This is a genomic window from Bradyrhizobium sp. 930_D9_N1_4, from assembly GCF_052076015.1.
Classification (GTDB): Bacteria; Pseudomonadota; Alphaproteobacteria; order Rhizobiales; family Xanthobacteraceae; genus Bradyrhizobium.
In genome coordinates this window covers 4224993-4240196 of record NZ_CP197236.1, presented here as the reverse complement: position 1 = coordinate 4240196, position 15204 = coordinate 4224993, and the positions used below count along the sequence as shown (strand labels likewise).

15 protein-coding genes are annotated in these 15204 nt (G+C 64.8%); 12 read left to right on the top strand and 3 right to left on the bottom strand.

The features are described 5' to 3' along the window. The first annotated feature begins 10 nt into the window (after positions 1–10). The 9 genes from pyrH (at position 11) to fabZ (ending at position 9775) form a co-directional block, all read left to right on the top strand. Complete coding sequence (pyrH, locus tag AB7532_RS19950; protein ID WP_441236459.1) at positions 11–727, top strand: UMP kinase; 717 nt, start codon at positions 11–13, stop codon at positions 725–727. Between the two features lie 62 nt (positions 728–789). Continuing rightward, positions 790–1353 carry a ribosome recycling factor gene (gene frr, locus AB7532_RS19945; RefSeq protein WP_441236458.1) on the top strand — a complete coding sequence of 188 codons (564 nt, stop codon included), beginning with the start codon at positions 790–792 and terminating at the stop codon, positions 1351–1353. Positions 1354–1364: 11 nt separating this feature from the next. Then, positions 1365–2123 carry an isoprenyl transferase gene (locus AB7532_RS19940; RefSeq protein WP_441236457.1) on the top strand — a complete coding sequence of 253 codons (759 nt, stop codon included), beginning with the start codon at positions 1365–1367 and terminating at the stop codon, positions 2121–2123. Positions 2124–2176: 53 nt separating this feature from the next. Continuing rightward, complete coding sequence (locus tag AB7532_RS19935; protein WP_441239319.1) at positions 2177–2962, top strand: phosphatidate cytidylyltransferase; 786 nt, start codon at positions 2177–2179, stop codon at positions 2960–2962. A gap of 4 nt (positions 2963–2966) precedes the next feature. Then, positions 2967–4190, top strand: a complete 1224-nt coding sequence (gene dxr, locus AB7532_RS19930) for a 1-deoxy-D-xylulose-5-phosphate reductoisomerase (protein ID WP_441236456.1) — start codon at positions 2967–2969, stop codon at positions 4188–4190. Positions 4191–4234: 44 nt separating this feature from the next. Further along, positions 4235–5386 (top strand): RIP metalloprotease RseP, encoded by a 1152-nt coding sequence (gene rseP / locus AB7532_RS19925; protein ID WP_441236455.1) that lies wholly within the window; start codon positions 4235–4237, stop codon positions 5384–5386. 173 nt (positions 5387–5559) lie between these two features. Next, on the top strand, positions 5560–8100 hold the full coding sequence (gene bamA / locus AB7532_RS19920) for an outer membrane protein assembly factor BamA (RefSeq protein WP_441236454.1): 2541 nt from the start codon (positions 5560–5562) through the stop codon (positions 8098–8100). Positions 8101–8249: 149 nt separating this feature from the next. Further along, entirely contained in the window at positions 8250–9317 is a 1068-nt protein-coding gene (gene lpxD / locus AB7532_RS19915; RefSeq protein WP_441236453.1) for a UDP-3-O-(3-hydroxymyristoyl)glucosamine N-acyltransferase, read from the top strand. Further along, a complete protein-coding gene (gene fabZ / locus AB7532_RS19910) occupies positions 9314–9775 on the top strand; it encodes a 3-hydroxyacyl-ACP dehydratase FabZ (RefSeq protein WP_092028759.1) in 462 nt (153 codons plus the stop codon). The genes lpxD and fabZ overlap by 4 nt, the downstream gene beginning before the upstream one ends. 70 nt (positions 9776–9845) lie before the next feature. Here fabZ and AB7532_RS19905 read toward each other — a convergent pair whose 3' ends face one another. Then, on the bottom strand, positions 9846–10190 hold the full coding sequence (locus tag AB7532_RS19905; RefSeq protein WP_441239318.1) for a KTSC domain-containing protein: 345 nt from the start codon (positions 10188–10190) through the stop codon (positions 9846–9848). Positions 10191–10366: 176 nt separating this feature from the next. Here AB7532_RS19905 and lpxA point away from each other — a divergent pair, with 176 nt between their 5' ends. From lpxA to lpxB, 3 genes are read left to right on the top strand one after another with little or no spacing between them, the layout of a single operon-like run. Beyond that, on the top strand, positions 10367–11161 hold the full coding sequence (gene lpxA, locus AB7532_RS19900) for an acyl-ACP--UDP-N-acetylglucosamine O-acyltransferase (protein ID WP_441236452.1): 795 nt from the start codon (positions 10367–10369) through the stop codon (positions 11159–11161). Between the two features lie 19 nt (positions 11162–11180). Then, positions 11181–12038, top strand: a complete 858-nt coding sequence (locus AB7532_RS19895) for an LpxI family protein (RefSeq protein ID WP_441239317.1) — start codon at positions 11181–11183, stop codon at positions 12036–12038. Continuing rightward, positions 12035–13210, top strand: a complete 1176-nt coding sequence (gene lpxB / locus AB7532_RS19890; protein ID WP_441236451.1) for a lipid-A-disaccharide synthase — start codon at positions 12035–12037, stop codon at positions 13208–13210. Before AB7532_RS19895 ends, lpxB begins: the two co-directional genes overlap by 4 nt. A gap of 108 nt (positions 13211–13318) precedes the next feature. Here the strand turns inward: lpxB and AB7532_RS19885 are convergent, their stop codons facing one another. Together AB7532_RS19885 and AB7532_RS19880 are read right to left on the bottom strand one after the other, a co-directional pair. After that, positions 13319–14089 (bottom strand): SDR family NAD(P)-dependent oxidoreductase, encoded by a 771-nt coding sequence (locus tag AB7532_RS19885; RefSeq protein WP_441236450.1) that lies wholly within the window; start codon positions 14087–14089, stop codon positions 13319–13321. Then, a complete protein-coding gene (locus tag AB7532_RS19880; protein WP_441236449.1) occupies positions 14086–15195 on the bottom strand; it encodes an ABC transporter ATP-binding protein in 1110 nt (369 codons plus the stop codon). Before AB7532_RS19880 ends, AB7532_RS19885 begins: the two co-directional genes overlap by 4 nt. Positions 15196–15204 lie beyond the last annotated feature (9 nt).

The window sequence follows — 15204 nt, the reverse complement described above, 5'->3', positions numbered from 1 at the left end:
GAAAGTGCTCATGACTGATCCGGTCTATCGTCGCGTCGTGATCAAGCTGTCCGGCGAATATCTCGCGGGACAGCAGGGTTTTGGCATCGATCAGCCAACCCTCGACCGGGTTGCGGACGATCTGATCGCTGCGCGCCAGCTCGGTATCGAGGTTGCGGTAGTGATCGGCGGCGGGAACCTGTTTCGCGGCGTCGAGGTCTCCTCGCGCGGCGTGTCGCGCCCGACCGGCGACACCATGGGCATGCTCGCCACCATGATGAACTGCCTCGCGCTGGAGGCGACGATCGAGCGCAAGGGCACGCCGGCGCGCACGCTGTCGGCCTTCGTCATGCCCGAGATTTCCGAGCTGTTCACCCGCACCGCGGCGCACAAATATCTCGCCGAAGGCCGAATCGTGCTGCTCGGAGGCGGGACCGGCAATCCGTTCTTCACCACCGATACGACCGCGGTGCTGCGCGCCGCCGAGATCGGCGCCCAGGCGGTGCTGAAGGCGACCAATGTCGACGGCGTCTACTCGGCCGACCCGAAGAAGGATCCGACCGCGACGCGGTTCGACCGCCTGACGCATTCGCAGGCGATCGAGGGCGGCTACAAGGTGATGGATGCGACCGCCTTCGCGCTTGCCCGCGAGACGTCGCTGCCTATCATCGTGTTCTCGATCGCGGAGCCGGGTTCGATCGGCGCTGTACTGCGTGGCGGCGGCCACGGAACCATCGTCGCCGGCTGACGGCTCATCGTCGCACCCGTGAGGGCGCGGAGAGGTCGCCGGGATTTTGAAGGAGAAACGTGATGGCCACGGGTAATTTCGACCTCAACGAAGTGAAGCGCCGCATGCAGGGCGCCGTCGCATCGCTCAAGCACGAGCTTGGCGGCCTGCGCACGGGACGCGCCTCGGCTTCGATGCTCGACCCGGTCCAGGTCGAGGCCTACGGCAGCCACATGCCGCTCAACCAGCTCGCCACCGTCAGCGTGCCGGAGCCGCGCATGATCTCGGTGCAGGTCTGGGACAAATCGATGGTCAAGCCGGTCGAGAAGGCGATCGTCGATTCCAATCTCGGCCTCTCGCCCGCGACCGAAGGCCAGGTGCTGCGCCTGCGCATTCCCGAGCTCAACGAGGAGCGCCGCAAGGAGCTGGTGAAGGTCGCGCACAAATACGCTGAAGCCGCCAAGGTCGCCGTGCGCCATGTGCGCCGCGACGGTCTCGATGTTCTGAAGAAGCTCGAGAAGAATCACGAGATGTCGGAGGACGATCAGAAGCGTCACGCCGACGAGGTGCAGAAGGCGACCGACGGCACGATCACCGAGATCGATCAGCTGCTGGCCACCAAGGAAAAAGAAATCCTGACCGTTTAAGGCCTGCTTCAATGTCCAACGCCGCCGCGCCCGCAACCGAAGGACCCGACCGGTCCGACGCGCCTGCGCATGTCGCCATCATCATGGATGGCAACGGGCGTTGGGCGGCCGCGCGCGGCCTGCCGCGTGCGGAGGGGCATCGCCGCGGCGTCGAGGCGCTGCGCCGCGTGGTGCGTGCCTCGCACGAGCTCGGCATCCGCTATCTCACCATCTTCTCGTTCTCGTCGGAGAACTGGTCGCGCCCGGCGAGCGAGATCGGCGATCTCTTCGGTCTGCTCCGCCGCTTCATCCGCAATGATCTCGCGAGCCTGCACCGTGACGGCGTCAAGGTCCGCATCATCGGCGAGCGCGACGGGCTCGAAGGCGACATCTGCGCGCTGCTCAACGAGGCCGAGGAACTGACGCGCGACAACACGCGCCTCACGCTCGTGGTCGCGTTCAATTACGGCTCGCGGCAGGAGATCGCGAAGGCGGCCCAGAAGCTCGCGCGCGAAGTCGCCGACGGCAAGCGCGATGCCGCTTCGATCGACGCCGAGACGCTCGGTGCGCATCTCGATGCGCCCGACATTCCCGATCCCGATCTGATCATCCGCACCAGCGGTGAGCAGCGTCTGTCCAACTTCCTGATGTGGCAGGCCGCCTATAGCGAACTCGTCTTCGTGCCGATCCACTGGCCCGATTTCGACAAGGCGGCGCTGGAAGGCGCGATCGCCGAATTCGCCAGGCGCGAGCGCCGTTTCGGCGGCCTGGTCGCGAAAACCGCCTCGTGAGCGACCCCGACGCCGCATCGGCGGGCGCCAAGCCCGCCCCGAGCAATCTCGTGATGCGAGTCCTCGCAGCGCTGGTGCTGGCGCCGCTGACCATTGCGGTTGCGTACGCCGGCGGCTGGCTGTGGGCGCTTCTCGTGACCCTCGTTTCGATCGGGCTGTTCGCGGAATGGCTCATGGTGGTGGGCGCAGGCTCGGCCGCGCTGACCGGGGCAGGGACGGTCGTCATCGCCATGATGGGGGCCTCCGTCGCATTCGGCGCGCTCAAGACCTCCATCGTCACCGGCCTGATCGGCGGCGCGATCGTGACGCTGATCGCGCGCGGCAAGTTCGTCTGGGCAGCCACCGGCTTTGCCTATGCGTCGGCGGCGCTGCTGGCCTCGATCCTGTTGCGGAAAGATCTCGTCAACGGCTTCGCGGCACTGATGTTCGTGCTGCTGGTGGTCTGGGCGACCGATATCGGCGGCTATTTTGCCGGACGCAGCATTGGCGGACCGAAGCTGTGGCCGCGGGTGAGCCCGAAGAAGACCTGGTCCGGGGCGCTCGGCGGTTTTGCCGCGAGCCTTGCGGTTGCGGCCGGGTTTGCCGCTTGCGGGATTGGAAAGCTCGTTCCGCTATTGCTCGTCAGCGCCGTCCTGTCGGTGGTCTCGGCCTGCGGCGATCTGTTCGAATCCGCGGTGAAGCGGCGCTTCGGTGTCAAGGATTCCAGTTACTTAATTCCCGGCCACGGCGGATTACTGGACCGTCTGGACGGTTTTGTCGCTGCCGTCCTGGTGGCATGGATTATCGGCTTTCTCCGCCATGGTGTGCATAGCGCCGGAAGCGGTCTTATGGTTTGGTGAGGATATGAGCGCGGTCCCATTGCGTAACAACAAGGCTGCGGCGACGACCGTCCGCAGCGTCACGGTTCTCGGCGCCACCGGCTCGATCGGCGACAGCACGATGGATCTGCTGCGCGCCTCGCCCGAGCGCTACCGCGTCGAAGCCCTGACGGCGAACAGCAATGTCGAAGCGCTGGCCAAGCTCGCCAAGGAGTTTTCCGCACGCTTCGTCGCGGTCGCCGACACGTCCAAGTTTGCCGAGCTGAAGGCTGCGCTTGCGGGAACCAGCACCGAATGCGGCGCGGGCGAAAGCGCGGTGATCGAAGCCGGCGCGCGTCCGGCCGATTGGGTGATGGCGGCCGTGAGCGGCGCCGCCGGACTGAAGCCGGCATTGGCCGCCGTCGATCGCGGTGCGCATGTCGCGCTCGCCAACAAGGAATGTCTCGTCTGCGCCGGTGATTTCTTCATGCAGCGTGCAGCGAAGGCGGGCGCTTGCATCTTGCCGGCCGATTCCGAGCACAACGCGCTGTTCCAGGCGCTCGCATCGGGCAATCGCGACGAACTGGTTCGTGTCATCATCACCGCCTCGGGCGGCCCGTTCCGGACCTGGAAGCCCGCCGACATCGAGCAGGCCACGCTCGAACAGGCCCTCAAGCATCCGAACTGGAGCATGGGCCAGAAGATCACGATCGATTCCGCCTCGATGATGAACAAGGGCCTCGAGGTGATCGAGGCGTCCTATCTGTTCGCGCTCTCGCCCGACGAGATCGATGTTCTCGTGCATCCGCAGTCCATCATCCACGGCATGGTCGAATTCTCTGACCGTTCGGTGATGGCCCAGCTCGGCTCGCCCGACATGCGCACGCCGATCGCGCATTGCCTCGGCTGGCCCGACCGGATCAAGGGGCCGGCGGCGAAGCTCGATCTGGCCAAGATCGGCCAGCTGACTTTTGAAGCGCCGGACTTCGAACGGTTCCCCGGGCTGCGCCTCGCGTTCGACTCGCTTCGGACCGGGAAGGGGGCGACCACCGTCTACAACGCGGCCAACGAGGTCGCGGTCGCCGCCTTCATCGCCGGCAAGATCCGGTTCGGCGCCATTGCCCGGCTGGTCGAGGCGACGCTGGACGACTGGGTCCGTGGCGGGAACCAGGCTCCAATGACGTCAGCGGATGATGCAATCTCTGTTGACCATGTTGCGCGAAATAGAGCTGCCGCCCTATTGCCTCAAATTGCCTTAAAGGCATCCTAGATGGTTCGGGGCCAGGGCCTAGCGGCGCTGGATGAGGGAATTCGATGATCGACTTTTTCGTCCATAGTTTCAATACGTTGAGCCATGGGCTCTTGGGTTATGCGGTTCCCTTCCTGTTCGTCCTGACGATCGTCGTGTTCTTCCATGAGCTCGGCCATTTCCTGGTCGCGCGCTGGGCAGGCGTTCGGGTGTTAACCTTTTCGCTCGGTTTCGGACCTGAGCTGATCGGTTTCAACGACCGCCACGGCACCCGCTGGAAGGTCTCGGCGATCCCGCTCGGCGGCTACGTCAAGTTCTTCGGCGACGAAAGCGAGGCCTCGACCCCTTCGTCTGACACCCTTGCCGCCATGACGGCCGAGGAGCGTGCCGGCAGCTTCCATCACAAGAAGGTCGGTCCGCGTGCGGCGATCGTTGCAGCCGGCCCGATCGCCAATTTCATCCTGGGCGCGCTGATCTTCGCCGGCATGGCGCTCTATTACGGCAAGCCGAGCACGATCGCGCGCGTCGACGGCGTCGTCGCCGACGGTGCCGCGGCCGTTGCCGGCTTCAAGATCGGCGACGTGGTCGTCCAGATCGACGGCAAGCCGATCGAGAGCTTTGCCGACATGCAGCGAATCGTTGCGATGAACGCGGGTTCAGCGCTTGCCTTCCAGGTCAAGCGGGATGGCGCCATCGTCGCCCTGACGGCGACACCGGCGCTGCTCGAGCGGAAGGATCCTTTTGGCAACAGCCATCGGCTCGGGGTGCTCGGCGTCGAGCACAAGTCGCAGGCGGGCGAAGCCTCGACCACGCCGGTCGGCGTCGGCGAAGCGCTCAAGATCGGGGTCGAGCAGGTCTGGTTCATCATCACCAGCACCTTCAAGTTCCTGGGCTCGCTGTTCGTCGGACAGGGCAATCCCAACGAGGTCAGCGGCGTTCTCGGCATCGCAAAGATGTCGGGGCAGGCGGCCAGCGCCGGGTTCCAGTTCGTGATCAATCTGTGCGCGGTGCTGTCGGTGTCGATCGGGCTTCTGAACCTGTTCCCGATCCCGCTGCTCGATGGCGGACACCTGATGTTCTATGCGGCGGAAATCCTCCGCGGCCGTCCTTTGTCCGAGCGGACCCAGGAAATGGGGTTCCGAATCGGGCTCGGTCTGGTGCTGATGCTGATGGTGTTTGCCACCTACAACGACATCCTCCGGATGGCCGCTTCCTGATAGGGGCTTTTTTGTGGCGTTGCTGTTTCGCAACGTCTTGGAATGAAATTGAAATTACGGTGTCTGCTGCCGTTTGCGGCACCGAGGAAATTGGCTACAAGCGGCTTCGAACTTGGGGAATCTCCCAGACCCGCGTTGGGGTTGGTCTGGTACTGATAAGGGCGCGTTGCGCAATGAAGTTTGGACTGCGACTCCGGGGTGGCTTGCTCGCAACCCTGATCATGTTCGGCGCGCCGGTGGTTGCCCCGATTGGGGCTGCTTTTGTGTCTTCGTCTGCGGTCGCTCAGACCGTCCAGTCGATTTCCGTCGAAGGGAATCGCCGTGTCGAGGTGGAGACGATTCGCTCCTATTTCCGGCCGGGCCCGGGTGGCCGCCTGGATCAGGGCGCCATCGATGACGGTCTGAAGGCGCTGATCGAGACCGGTCTGTTCCAGGACGTGCGAATCAATCGTGGCGCCGGTGGCCAGATCGTCGTCTCCGTGGTGGAAAACCCGGTGATCGGTCGCATTGCCTTCGAGGGCAACAAGAAGATCAAGGACGAGCAGCTCACCACCGAAGTTCAGTCCAAGGCGCGCGGCACGTTCTCCCGCGCCATGGTGCAGTCCGACACGCTGCGAATCGCCGAAATCTATCGCCGGTCCGGCCGCTACGACGTGCGCGTCACGCCCGAAATCATCGAGCAGCCGAACAACCGCGTCGACCTGGTCTTCACGGTCGAGGAGGGCTCCAAGACCGGCGTCAAGTCGATCGAGTTCGTCGGCAACAGCGCGTTCTCGTCCTATCGCCTGCGCGACATCATCAAGACGCACGAATCGAACCTGCTGAGCTTCCTCGCCAGCAACGACATCTATGATCCGGATCGCGTCGAGGCCGACCGCGACCTGATCCGCCGCTTCTATCTCAAGAACGGCTTCGCCGACGTCCAGGTCGTCGCGGCGCTGACCGAATACGATCCCGACAAGAAGGGCTTCAACGTCACCTTCAAGATCGAGGAAGGCTCGCAGTACCGCGTCGGCACCGTCGACTTCCGCTCCTCGATTCCGAACTTCGACCCGACCGCGTTGCGCGCCTATTCACGCGTCAATGTCGGCGCGCTCTACAACGTCGAATCGGTCGAGAAGTCGGTTGAGGAAATGCAGATCGAGGCCTCGCGCCGCGGTTATGCCTTCGCCGTGGTTCGTCCCGGCGGCGACCGCAATTTCGAGGCGCACACCGTCTCCGTCGTGTTCAACGTCGACGAAGGCCCGCGCACCTATATCGAGCGCATCAACGTTCGCGGCAACAGCCGCACGCGCGACTACGTGATCCGTCGCGAGTTCGACATCTCCGAGGGTGATGCCTACAACCGCGCGCTGGTCGATCGTGCCGAGCGCCGCCTGAAGAACCTCGACTACTTCAAGACCGTGAAGATCACGACGGAGCCGGGCTCCTCCAGCGATCGCGTGGTCCTGATCGTCGATCTCGAAGAGAAATCGACCGGCGACTTCTCGATCTCGGGCGGTTACTCGACCACCGACGGTGCGCTCGCCGAAGTCTCGGTCTCCGAGCGCAATTTGCTCGGCCGCGGCCTGTTCGCCAAGGCATCGGTGACCTACGGCCAGTATGCCCGCGGCTACTCGCTGTCGTTCGTCGAGCCGTATCTGCTCGACTACCGCGTCGCGCTCGGCCTCGACCTCTATCAGCGTGAGCAGCTGTCCAACAGCTACATCTCCTACGGCACCAAGACGCTCGGCTTCTCGCCGCGCCTCGGCTTCTCCCTGCGCGAAGATCTGGCGCTTCAGTTGCGCTATTCGGTCTACCAGCAGCAAATCTCGCTGCCGTACTATTTGGCGAACTGTAACAACGTCGTCGGCTCGGCGGCCTTCAACCCGAGCCCGGCCTTCGTCAATGCCAATGGCGGTGTCCCGGATCTGAGCTCGACCGGCGGCCTCGGCTGCTACAGCGACGGCGAAGCCTCGCTGCCGGTGCGCAAGGAGCTTGCCAACGGCAAGACCCTGACCTCGGCGCTCGGCTACACGCTGACCTACAACACGCTGGACAACAACAAGAACCCCACCGACGGTCTGCTCGTCGACTTCCGCCAGGACTTCGCTGGCGTTGGCGGCGACGTCTCCTACCTGAAGACCGTGGTCGACGCGAAGTACTACGCTCCGCTGGTCTCCGACATCGTCGGCCTGGTCCGCGTGCAGAGCGGCATGCTGAACAAGATCGGCAGCCAGGATCTGCGCATGCTCGATCACTTCCAGATGGGCCCGAACCTCGTCCGCGGCTTTGCCCCGAACGGCATCGGCCCGCGCGACCTGAATCCCTTCGGTACGCAGGACGCGCTGGGCGGCACCAAATATTGGGGCGCTTCGCTCGAATTGCAGATGCCGTTCTGGTTCCTGCCGAAGGAAGTCGGTCTGAAGGGCGCGGTCTATGCCGACGCCGGCGGTCTGTTCGACTACCAGGGCCCGACGACCTGGTCGGTGACCAACGAAATGACCACGACCAAGAATTCGAATTGCGTGGGCTCGACCATCAACCCGCCCACGGCTGGAACGTGTACCGGCCTGGTGTATGACAACGGCAATGTCGTCCGCTCGTCGGTCGGTGTCGGCCTGATCTGGCAGTCGCCGTTCGGTCCGCTGCGCTTCGACTACGCCGTGCCGCTCACCAAGGGCAAGTACGACCGTACGCAGGAATTCCGGTTCGGCGGCGGCACCTCGTTCTAATTCGAACTGCACGGCATGATCCGTCCCCCAGGGTTTCCGTTTGGATTTCCCTTGGGGGCCGATCTCCAAAAAGATCGTGCTCAATCCGTGAGATAAGGCATGATGCGGCCTGACCGCTTCATGCCGAAGCCGGACCGCGACGGGGTGGAATGGCGCAGCCGACCTTCTTCAAAAAGCCACCGGCCACAGCGCTGGCCGACATCGCCGCGCTGACCAAGGCGCAGCTCGTCGACCCCGCCAGGGGCGGCCATGTCATCACGGGTCTTGCTTCGCTCGACGAGGCCGGCCCGATGCACTTGGCGTTCTTCGACAACCTCAAATATGCCGACGAGCTCAAGGCGACCAGGGCAGGCGCCTGCCTGGTGAGCCCGCGTTTCGAGGCCCAGGTGCCCGCGCATGTGGCCGTGCTGCGGGTGGCGCAGCCGTTCCGTGCCTTCGTCGGGATCTCGCGGGAATGGCACGGCGATGCGCTGCGCCCGCAGTCCTGGTTCGGCAATGAGGGCATTGCGCCGTCGGCCGTCATCGATCCCTCGGCCCGGCTGGAGGACGACGTCATCGTCGAGCCGCTCACTGTCATCGGTCCCGACGTCGAGATCGGCAGCGGCACCGTGATCGGCGCCGGCGTGGTCATCGGCCCGGGCGTCAAGATCGGCCGGGACTGCAATGTCGGCGCACGTACGGCCGTCCAGTGCGCACTGATCGGCAACAATGTGCTGATCCATCCCGGCTGCTCGATCGGCCAGGACGGCTACGGCTTCATCTTCTTCGGCCCCGAAGGCCATCTCAAGGTGCCGCAGACCGGCCGCGTGCTGATCCAGAACAATGTGGAAGTCGGTGCCGGCACCACCATCGATCGCGGGTCCCTGCGCGACACCGTGATCGGCGAGGGCACCAAAATCGACAATCAGGTCCAGATCGGCCACAATGTGACGATCGGCCGGAATTGCCTGCTGGCAGCCCAGATCGGGCTCGCGGGCAGCCTGACGATCGGCGACAACGTGGCGCTGGGGGCAAAGGTTGGGATCAACAATCACCTCAAGATCGGCGACGGGGCCCAGGTCACCGCGATGAGCGGCGTCAAGGACGACATCCCGCCGAACGGTCGCTGGGGCGGTTTTTTTGCCAAGCCGACCAAGCAGTGGTTCAAGGAAATTATCGCGGTGGAGCGCCTGGTACGCGACAGCAAGGCCGATCCGAAGAGTGAGGGACGGGAATGACGGCGGAATCACCTGTTAAGTTCGAGCTGGTGGATATCAATGCGATCCTCCGGACGCTGCCGCACCGTTTTCCGATGCTGCTGATCGACCGCGTGATCAACATCCGCGCCGATTACAGCGGCATCGGCATCAAGAACGTCACGTTCAACGAGCCGGCCTTCCAGGGGCACTTCCCGGAGCGCCCGGTCTATCCAGGCGTGATGATGATCGAAGCGATGGCGCAGACTGCGGGCGTGATCGGCATCACCTCGGTCGAGGGCACCGAGAAGCCGCGGGCGGTGTATTTCCTGACCATCGACAAGTGTAAATTCCGCAAGCCCGTACTGCCCGGCGATACCATCGAATATCACATGCGTTCGATCGGCCGCCGCAAGGCGATGTGGTGGTTTCACGGCGATGCCAAGGTCAACGGCCAGGTCGTTGCGGAAGCCGACGTCGGCGCGATGCTGACGGACTGAAGCGTTTTCGAGCGAATTGGATACCGGTTCGCGTCAGGAAAAGGCGGCCAGACAAAAGCCCATCGCGGCATCAGCTTCTCTGGATGCGCTCGCGCGTTGGGCAAGCGTAGCGGGCTGTCGTCACGTCGCGCTTGATATTCTGGTTGAAGAACTGGCCCATGGACGGTGCACCCAACAGGTGCTCGACCGTGTCGGCGGTGACGCCGCAATAGCGGTCATAGGCGCCGTTCAGCGCGACGATGAGGTGCTGCTGCGCAGGATCGTAACAGACCCGCTGAAGCACCGTGCTGCGGGTGATATCGCGACATTCGAATGTCTTGAGATCGACGAAGTGGCGTTCGCCGGTCTCGACCGTCTCGGACACGACCGGCGCGGTTGCCAATTGCGCGAGCAGGATTGCCAGGGCCCTGACCATGATGACTTCAAGCTCCACATGAACGCGTTGACGCGTTGGGACGGCCGGCTCGTCCGGCACCTGAAACAGGTCGATATGATACGTCACTGGACAGATCGGGCATAGTCGCGCTAACCAGCGGAAAACCGAGCGACTTCAACACCTAATCAGACCTTCTTGATGAGTCAGATTGCTTGATGAGTAAGATTGATCCCACCGCCAGGGTCGAGGACGGCGCCGTGATCGGAGCGGGCTCCGAGATCGGACCCTTCTGCATGATCGGCCCCAATGTCGTGATCGGCGCGAACTGCAAGCTGATCGGTCATGTGCACATCACGGCGCAGACCACGATCGGCGATGATTGCACCATCTACCCCTTCGCCTCGCTCGGTACGCCGCCGCAGTCGCTGAGCTATCGCGGTGAGCTGACCAGGCTCAAGATCGGTTCGGGCTGCACTATCCGCGAATCCGTGACCATGAATGCCGGCACGGTCGCCGGTGGCGGCATCACCACGGTCGGCGACCGCGGCTATTTCATGAACTGCAGCCATGTCGGCCACGACTGCCATGTCGGCAACGACGTGATCTTCGCGACCTCGGCGACGCTCGGCGGTCACGCCGAGATCGGCGACTTCGTCTTCATCGGCGGCCTGTCCGCGGTGCACCAGTTTACCCGCATCGGGCCGCAGGTGATGGTTGGCGGCGTCTGCGGCGTGCGCGACGACATCATTCCGTTCGGGCTGGTCAACGGCCAGTATGCCGCGCTCGAAGGCCTCAACATCATCGGCATGAAGCGGCGCAAGTTCACCAAGCAGCGGCTCGCGACCGTGCGCGGGTTCTATCAAAAACTCTTCCACGGCCCCGGCATGTTCGCCGAGCGGCTCGCAGCCGCGCAGCCACTCGCGGCCGAAGATCCTGCGATCGCCGAGATCCTCGACTTCATCGGCAAGGGCAAGCATCGCCCGCTCTGTCTCCCCGCCATCGCAAAGTGATCTTGAGATGGCCGCGGACATGACATCGGCGGCAGCGGAGATTCCATCGCCGGTCGGCGTGGTCGCCGGCGGCGGCGCCATGCCGTTTGCGGTGGCCGAGTCGCTTGCCGCGCGCGGTCTCAAGCCGGTGCTGTTTCCGTTGCGTGGCGCCTGCGATCCGGTGCGGGCTGAGAAATTCCGCCATCGCTGGATCTCGGTCGGCCAGCTCGGCCGGGCGATGCGGCTGTTTCGCGAGGAGGGCTGCCGCGACCTGATCTTCATCGGCACGCTGGTGCGGCCCTCGCTCTCGGAGATCCGGTTCGACGTCACGACGCTGCGGTTGCTCAGCCATGTCATCCGCGCCTTCCGCGGCGGCGACGATCATCTGCTGTCCGGCGTCGGGCGCATCCTCGAGCAGGGCGGCTTTCGCATGGTCGGCATCAAGGATGTCGCGCCCGACCTATTGATGCCCGAGGGCTGCATCACCCGCGCGTGGCCGAGCGACAACAGCAAGACCGATATCGAGCGTGGCCGCGCGGTGCTGACCGCGCTCGGTCCGTTCGACATCGGCCAGGCCGCGGTCGTGATCGACGGCCACGTGGTCGCGGTCGAGGACATCGAGGGCACGGACGCGCTGCTCGCGCGGGTCGCGCGCTTGCGCGATGAGGGACGTATCCGCGCAGCGACAGGACGCGGCGTGCTGGTCAAGGCGCCGAAGAGCGGGCAGGATTTGCGCTTCGACCTGCCGACGGTCGGCCCGCGCACATTGGAAGGCGTCGCAAAGGCGGGCCTTGCCGGCATCGCCGTCATCGCCGGCAACACCATAGCGGCCGAGCCGCAGGCCATGATCACGCTCGCCGACGCAAAGTATCTCTTCGTCATCGGTCTGGCGGCGTGATGCAGGGTCGCGATCCCAAACGGAAGATCTTTCTGATCGCCACCGAGGAGTCAGGCGACCGGCTCGGCAGCGCCTTGATGAAGGTGTTGCGCCAGCGGCTTGGCGACGGCGTGCAGTTCGTTGGCGTCGGCGGACGCACCATGGCACGCGAGGGGCTGGAGACGCTGTTTCCAATCGAGGAGTTGTCGATCGTCGGCTTCGCCGCCGTTGTGCAGCAGCTGCCCAAGATCCTGCGGCTGATCCGCCAGACTGTGGACGCCGTGCTGGAGACCGCGCCCGACGCGCTCGTCATTATCGACAGTCCCGATTTCACCCACCGCGTCGCCCGGCGCGTGCGCGCGAAGAATCCGGCGATCCCTGTTGTCGACTATGTCTCGCCCCAACTCTGGGCCTGGCGGCCGGGACGGGCGCGGACCATGCTGGGCTACGTCGATCATGTGCTCGGCCTGTTGCCGTTCGAGCCGGAGGAATACCGCAAGCTCGGCGGGCCCCCGTGCAGCTATGTCGGCCATCCCCTGATCGAGCAATTGGGCTCGCTGCGGCCGAACGTGGAGGAGCAGACGCGCCGCGTCGGCGAGCCACCGGTGCTGCTGGTGCTGCCCGGCAGCCGCCGCAGCGAGGTCAGGCACCATCTCGACATATTCGGCGCAACGCTCGGCCGGCTCACCGCCGAAGGTCGCGCGTTCGAATTGATGCTGCCGACCATGCCGCATCTCGAAGCCACCGTGCGCGAAGGCGTCGCGAACTGGCCGGTCAAGCCGCGGATCGTCGTTGGCGAAAACGAGAAGCGCGCCATCTTCCGGATCGCGCATGCCGCGCTGGCAAAATCCGGCACGGTGACGCTGGAGCTTGCGCTGTCGGGCATTCCGATGGTGACGGCCTATCGCGTCGGCGCCATGGAAGCCTTCATCCTGCGTCGCGCGATCCGGGTGTCGTCGGTGATCCTCGCCAATCTCGTGATCGGCGAGGATGTCATTCCGGAATATTTGCAGGAGGACTGCACGCCCGAGAAGCTCGCGCCGGCGCTGACGCAGTTGCTCACGGACACGCCGCTGCGCAAGCGGCAGGTCGAGGCGTTCGCACGGCTCGATCAGATCATGTCGACCGGTAACAAGTCGCCGAGCGTGCTCGCCGCCGACATCGTGCTCGCGACGATGCGCAGGGGTAAGTGATAGACGACGGTCTCGTAGGGTGGGCAAAGCGCAGCGTGCCCACGTTCCTTGTCTGTTGGAGAAAATTGGTGGGCACGGCGCTCCGCCGCCTTTGCCCACCCTACGAGATCAACCGAGCCCCGCATCCACCCGAAGACACTGGCTGGTGATGCGCTGGCTCTCGTCGGATGCAAGAAACAGCGCCATGCTCGCGATGTCCTCCGGCGTCACCGCATCGGGAACGATCTGCTTCGTGCTGCGAATCTCGGCGATGACCTGCTCGTCCGGATACCACAGCCGGCGCTGGCGCTCGGTAATCACCATGCCCGGCGCAATCGCGTTGACACGGATGCGGTCGGGGCCGACCGATCGCGCCAGCGAGTTGGTGAAGCCGACGATCGCCGCTTTCGCCGCTGCGTAGACCGGCAGCGCCGGCGCGCCGCGCATCCACGCCACCGAGGACAGGTTGATGATCGAGCCGCCGCCGCGCGCCTGCATCTGCGGCACCACGGCTTGCGCTGCAAAGAAGACGTGCTTGAGATTGACGCCGATCGTCCAGTCGAACTCGGCCGGGGTCACCTCGGCCAGCACCTGGCGCTTGTCGTTGGCGGCGTTGTTGACGAGGACTGCGGCATTGCCGAGCGACCGATGGACCTGCGCGATCGCAGCGCGCAAGGCGTCGATGTCCAGGAGGTCGCACGGTACGAACAGCGGTTCGGAGCCGGACGAGTTCGTGACCTCCCTTGCCAACGCCTTGCCGGCTTCCTGATCGATATCGAGGAACGCGACACGGGCTGTCTGGGCCGCGAAGGCGCGCACGAAGGCGGCGCCGATGCCGCTGGCGCCGCCGGTGATCAGCACCACGCGGCCGGCAAGGCTGGAATAGGTCGTCTGGGTCATGCGATCAGGCGCTCCGTCTCGGGGTCGAACAGGCAGATGCGGCGGGTGTCGAGCGCAAAGGGGGCAACGGCACCCGGCGTGGGTCGGACGTCCGGCGAGATGCGCGCCTGTGCGGGCTCGCCGCCGAGCCGCAGCAGGACGATAGTCTCGGCGCCGGTGGGCTCGACCATCTCCACCGGCGCGTTGAGGATGATGGGCGCCTCGCCGGAGAACACGCGGTCGCCCTCGGCGATGCATTCCGGCCTGATGCCGAGCACCACTTCGCGGCCGACATAAGGAGCTGCCGCGTCATAGCCCCGGAGGCGCAGACGAACCTCGTCCGGCCGCCCGGCGCCGATCACGACCACCGGCCCATCGGCCTCGGCCTCGAGCCGTGCCGGCATCGTGTTCATCGGCGGCGAGCCCATGAAGCGGGCCACGAACAGATTGGCCGGATAGCGATACACCGTGTCGGGATCGGCGAATTGCTGCACCACGCCCCGATGCATCACGGCGATCCGCGTCGCCATCGTCATCGCCTCGATCTGGTCGTGGGTGACATAGATGATGGTCGCGCCGATGCGCTGGTGCAGCCGCTTGATCTCCATCCGCATCTCGACGCGCAGTTTTGCATCGAGGTTCGAGAGCGGCTCGTCGAACAGGAAGAGCAGGGGATCGCGCACCAGTGCACGCCCCATCGCCACGCGCTGGCGCTGGCCGCCGGAGAGCTGCGACGGCTTGCGGCCGAGCAGCGGTTCGATCTGGAGCAGCCTGGCCACATTCGCCAGCGCCTTTTCCTGCTCCGGTTTGGCGACGCCCCGGCATTCCATGCCGAAGGTGATGTTCTGGCGCACCGTCATCGACGGATAGAGCGCATAGGACTGGAACACCATGGCGATGTCGCGGTCCTTGGGCGGGACGTCGTTGACGACGCGCCCCCCGATTTCCACCGTGCCTGCGCTGGCGCGATCGAGCCCGGCGACGATGTTGAGCAGCGTGGACTTGCCGCAGCCGGACGGCCCGACCAGCACGGTGAACTCGCCGCTCTCGATGTCGAGATCGATGCCTTTCAGCACTTCGAGATTGGCGTAGCGCTTCGACAGGGCGCGAATGCTCAGTGCTGTCATGACAACCCC

Coding starts and splice junctions, on each gene's coding strand:
- pyrH (WP_441236459.1), top strand. CDS start 11: ATGACTGATCCGGTCTATCGTCGCGTCGTGATCAAGCTGTCCGGCGAA.
- frr (WP_441236458.1), top strand. CDS start 790: ATGGCCACGGGTAATTTCGACCTCAACGAAGTGAAGCGCCGCATGCAG.
- AB7532_RS19940 (WP_441236457.1), top strand. CDS start 1,365: ATGTCCAACGCCGCCGCGCCCGCAACCGAAGGACCCGACCGGTCCGAC.
- AB7532_RS19935 (WP_441239319.1), top strand. CDS start 2,177: ATGCGAGTCCTCGCAGCGCTGGTGCTGGCGCCGCTGACCATTGCGGTT.
- dxr (WP_441236456.1), top strand. CDS start 2,967: ATGAGCGCGGTCCCATTGCGTAACAACAAGGCTGCGGCGACGACCGTC.
- rseP (WP_441236455.1), top strand. CDS start 4,235: ATGATCGACTTTTTCGTCCATAGTTTCAATACGTTGAGCCATGGGCTC.
- bamA (WP_441236454.1), top strand. CDS start 5,560: ATGAAGTTTGGACTGCGACTCCGGGGTGGCTTGCTCGCAACCCTGATC.
- lpxD (WP_441236453.1), top strand. CDS start 8,250: ATGGCGCAGCCGACCTTCTTCAAAAAGCCACCGGCCACAGCGCTGGCC.
- fabZ (WP_092028759.1), top strand. CDS start 9,314: ATGACGGCGGAATCACCTGTTAAGTTCGAGCTGGTGGATATCAATGCG.
- AB7532_RS19905 (WP_441239318.1), bottom strand. CDS start 10,190: ATGGTCAGGGCCCTGGCAATCCTGCTCGCGCAATTGGCAACCGCGCCG.
- lpxA (WP_441236452.1), top strand. CDS start 10,367: ATGAGTAAGATTGATCCCACCGCCAGGGTCGAGGACGGCGCCGTGATC.
- AB7532_RS19895 (WP_441239317.1), top strand. CDS start 11,181: ATGACATCGGCGGCAGCGGAGATTCCATCGCCGGTCGGCGTGGTCGCC.
- AB7532_RS19885 (WP_441236450.1), bottom strand. CDS start 14,089: ATGACCCAGACGACCTATTCCAGCCTTGCCGGCCGCGTGGTGCTGATC.
- AB7532_RS19880 (WP_441236449.1), bottom strand. CDS start 15,195: ATGACAGCACTGAGCATTCGCGCCCTGTCGAAGCGCTACGCCAATCTC.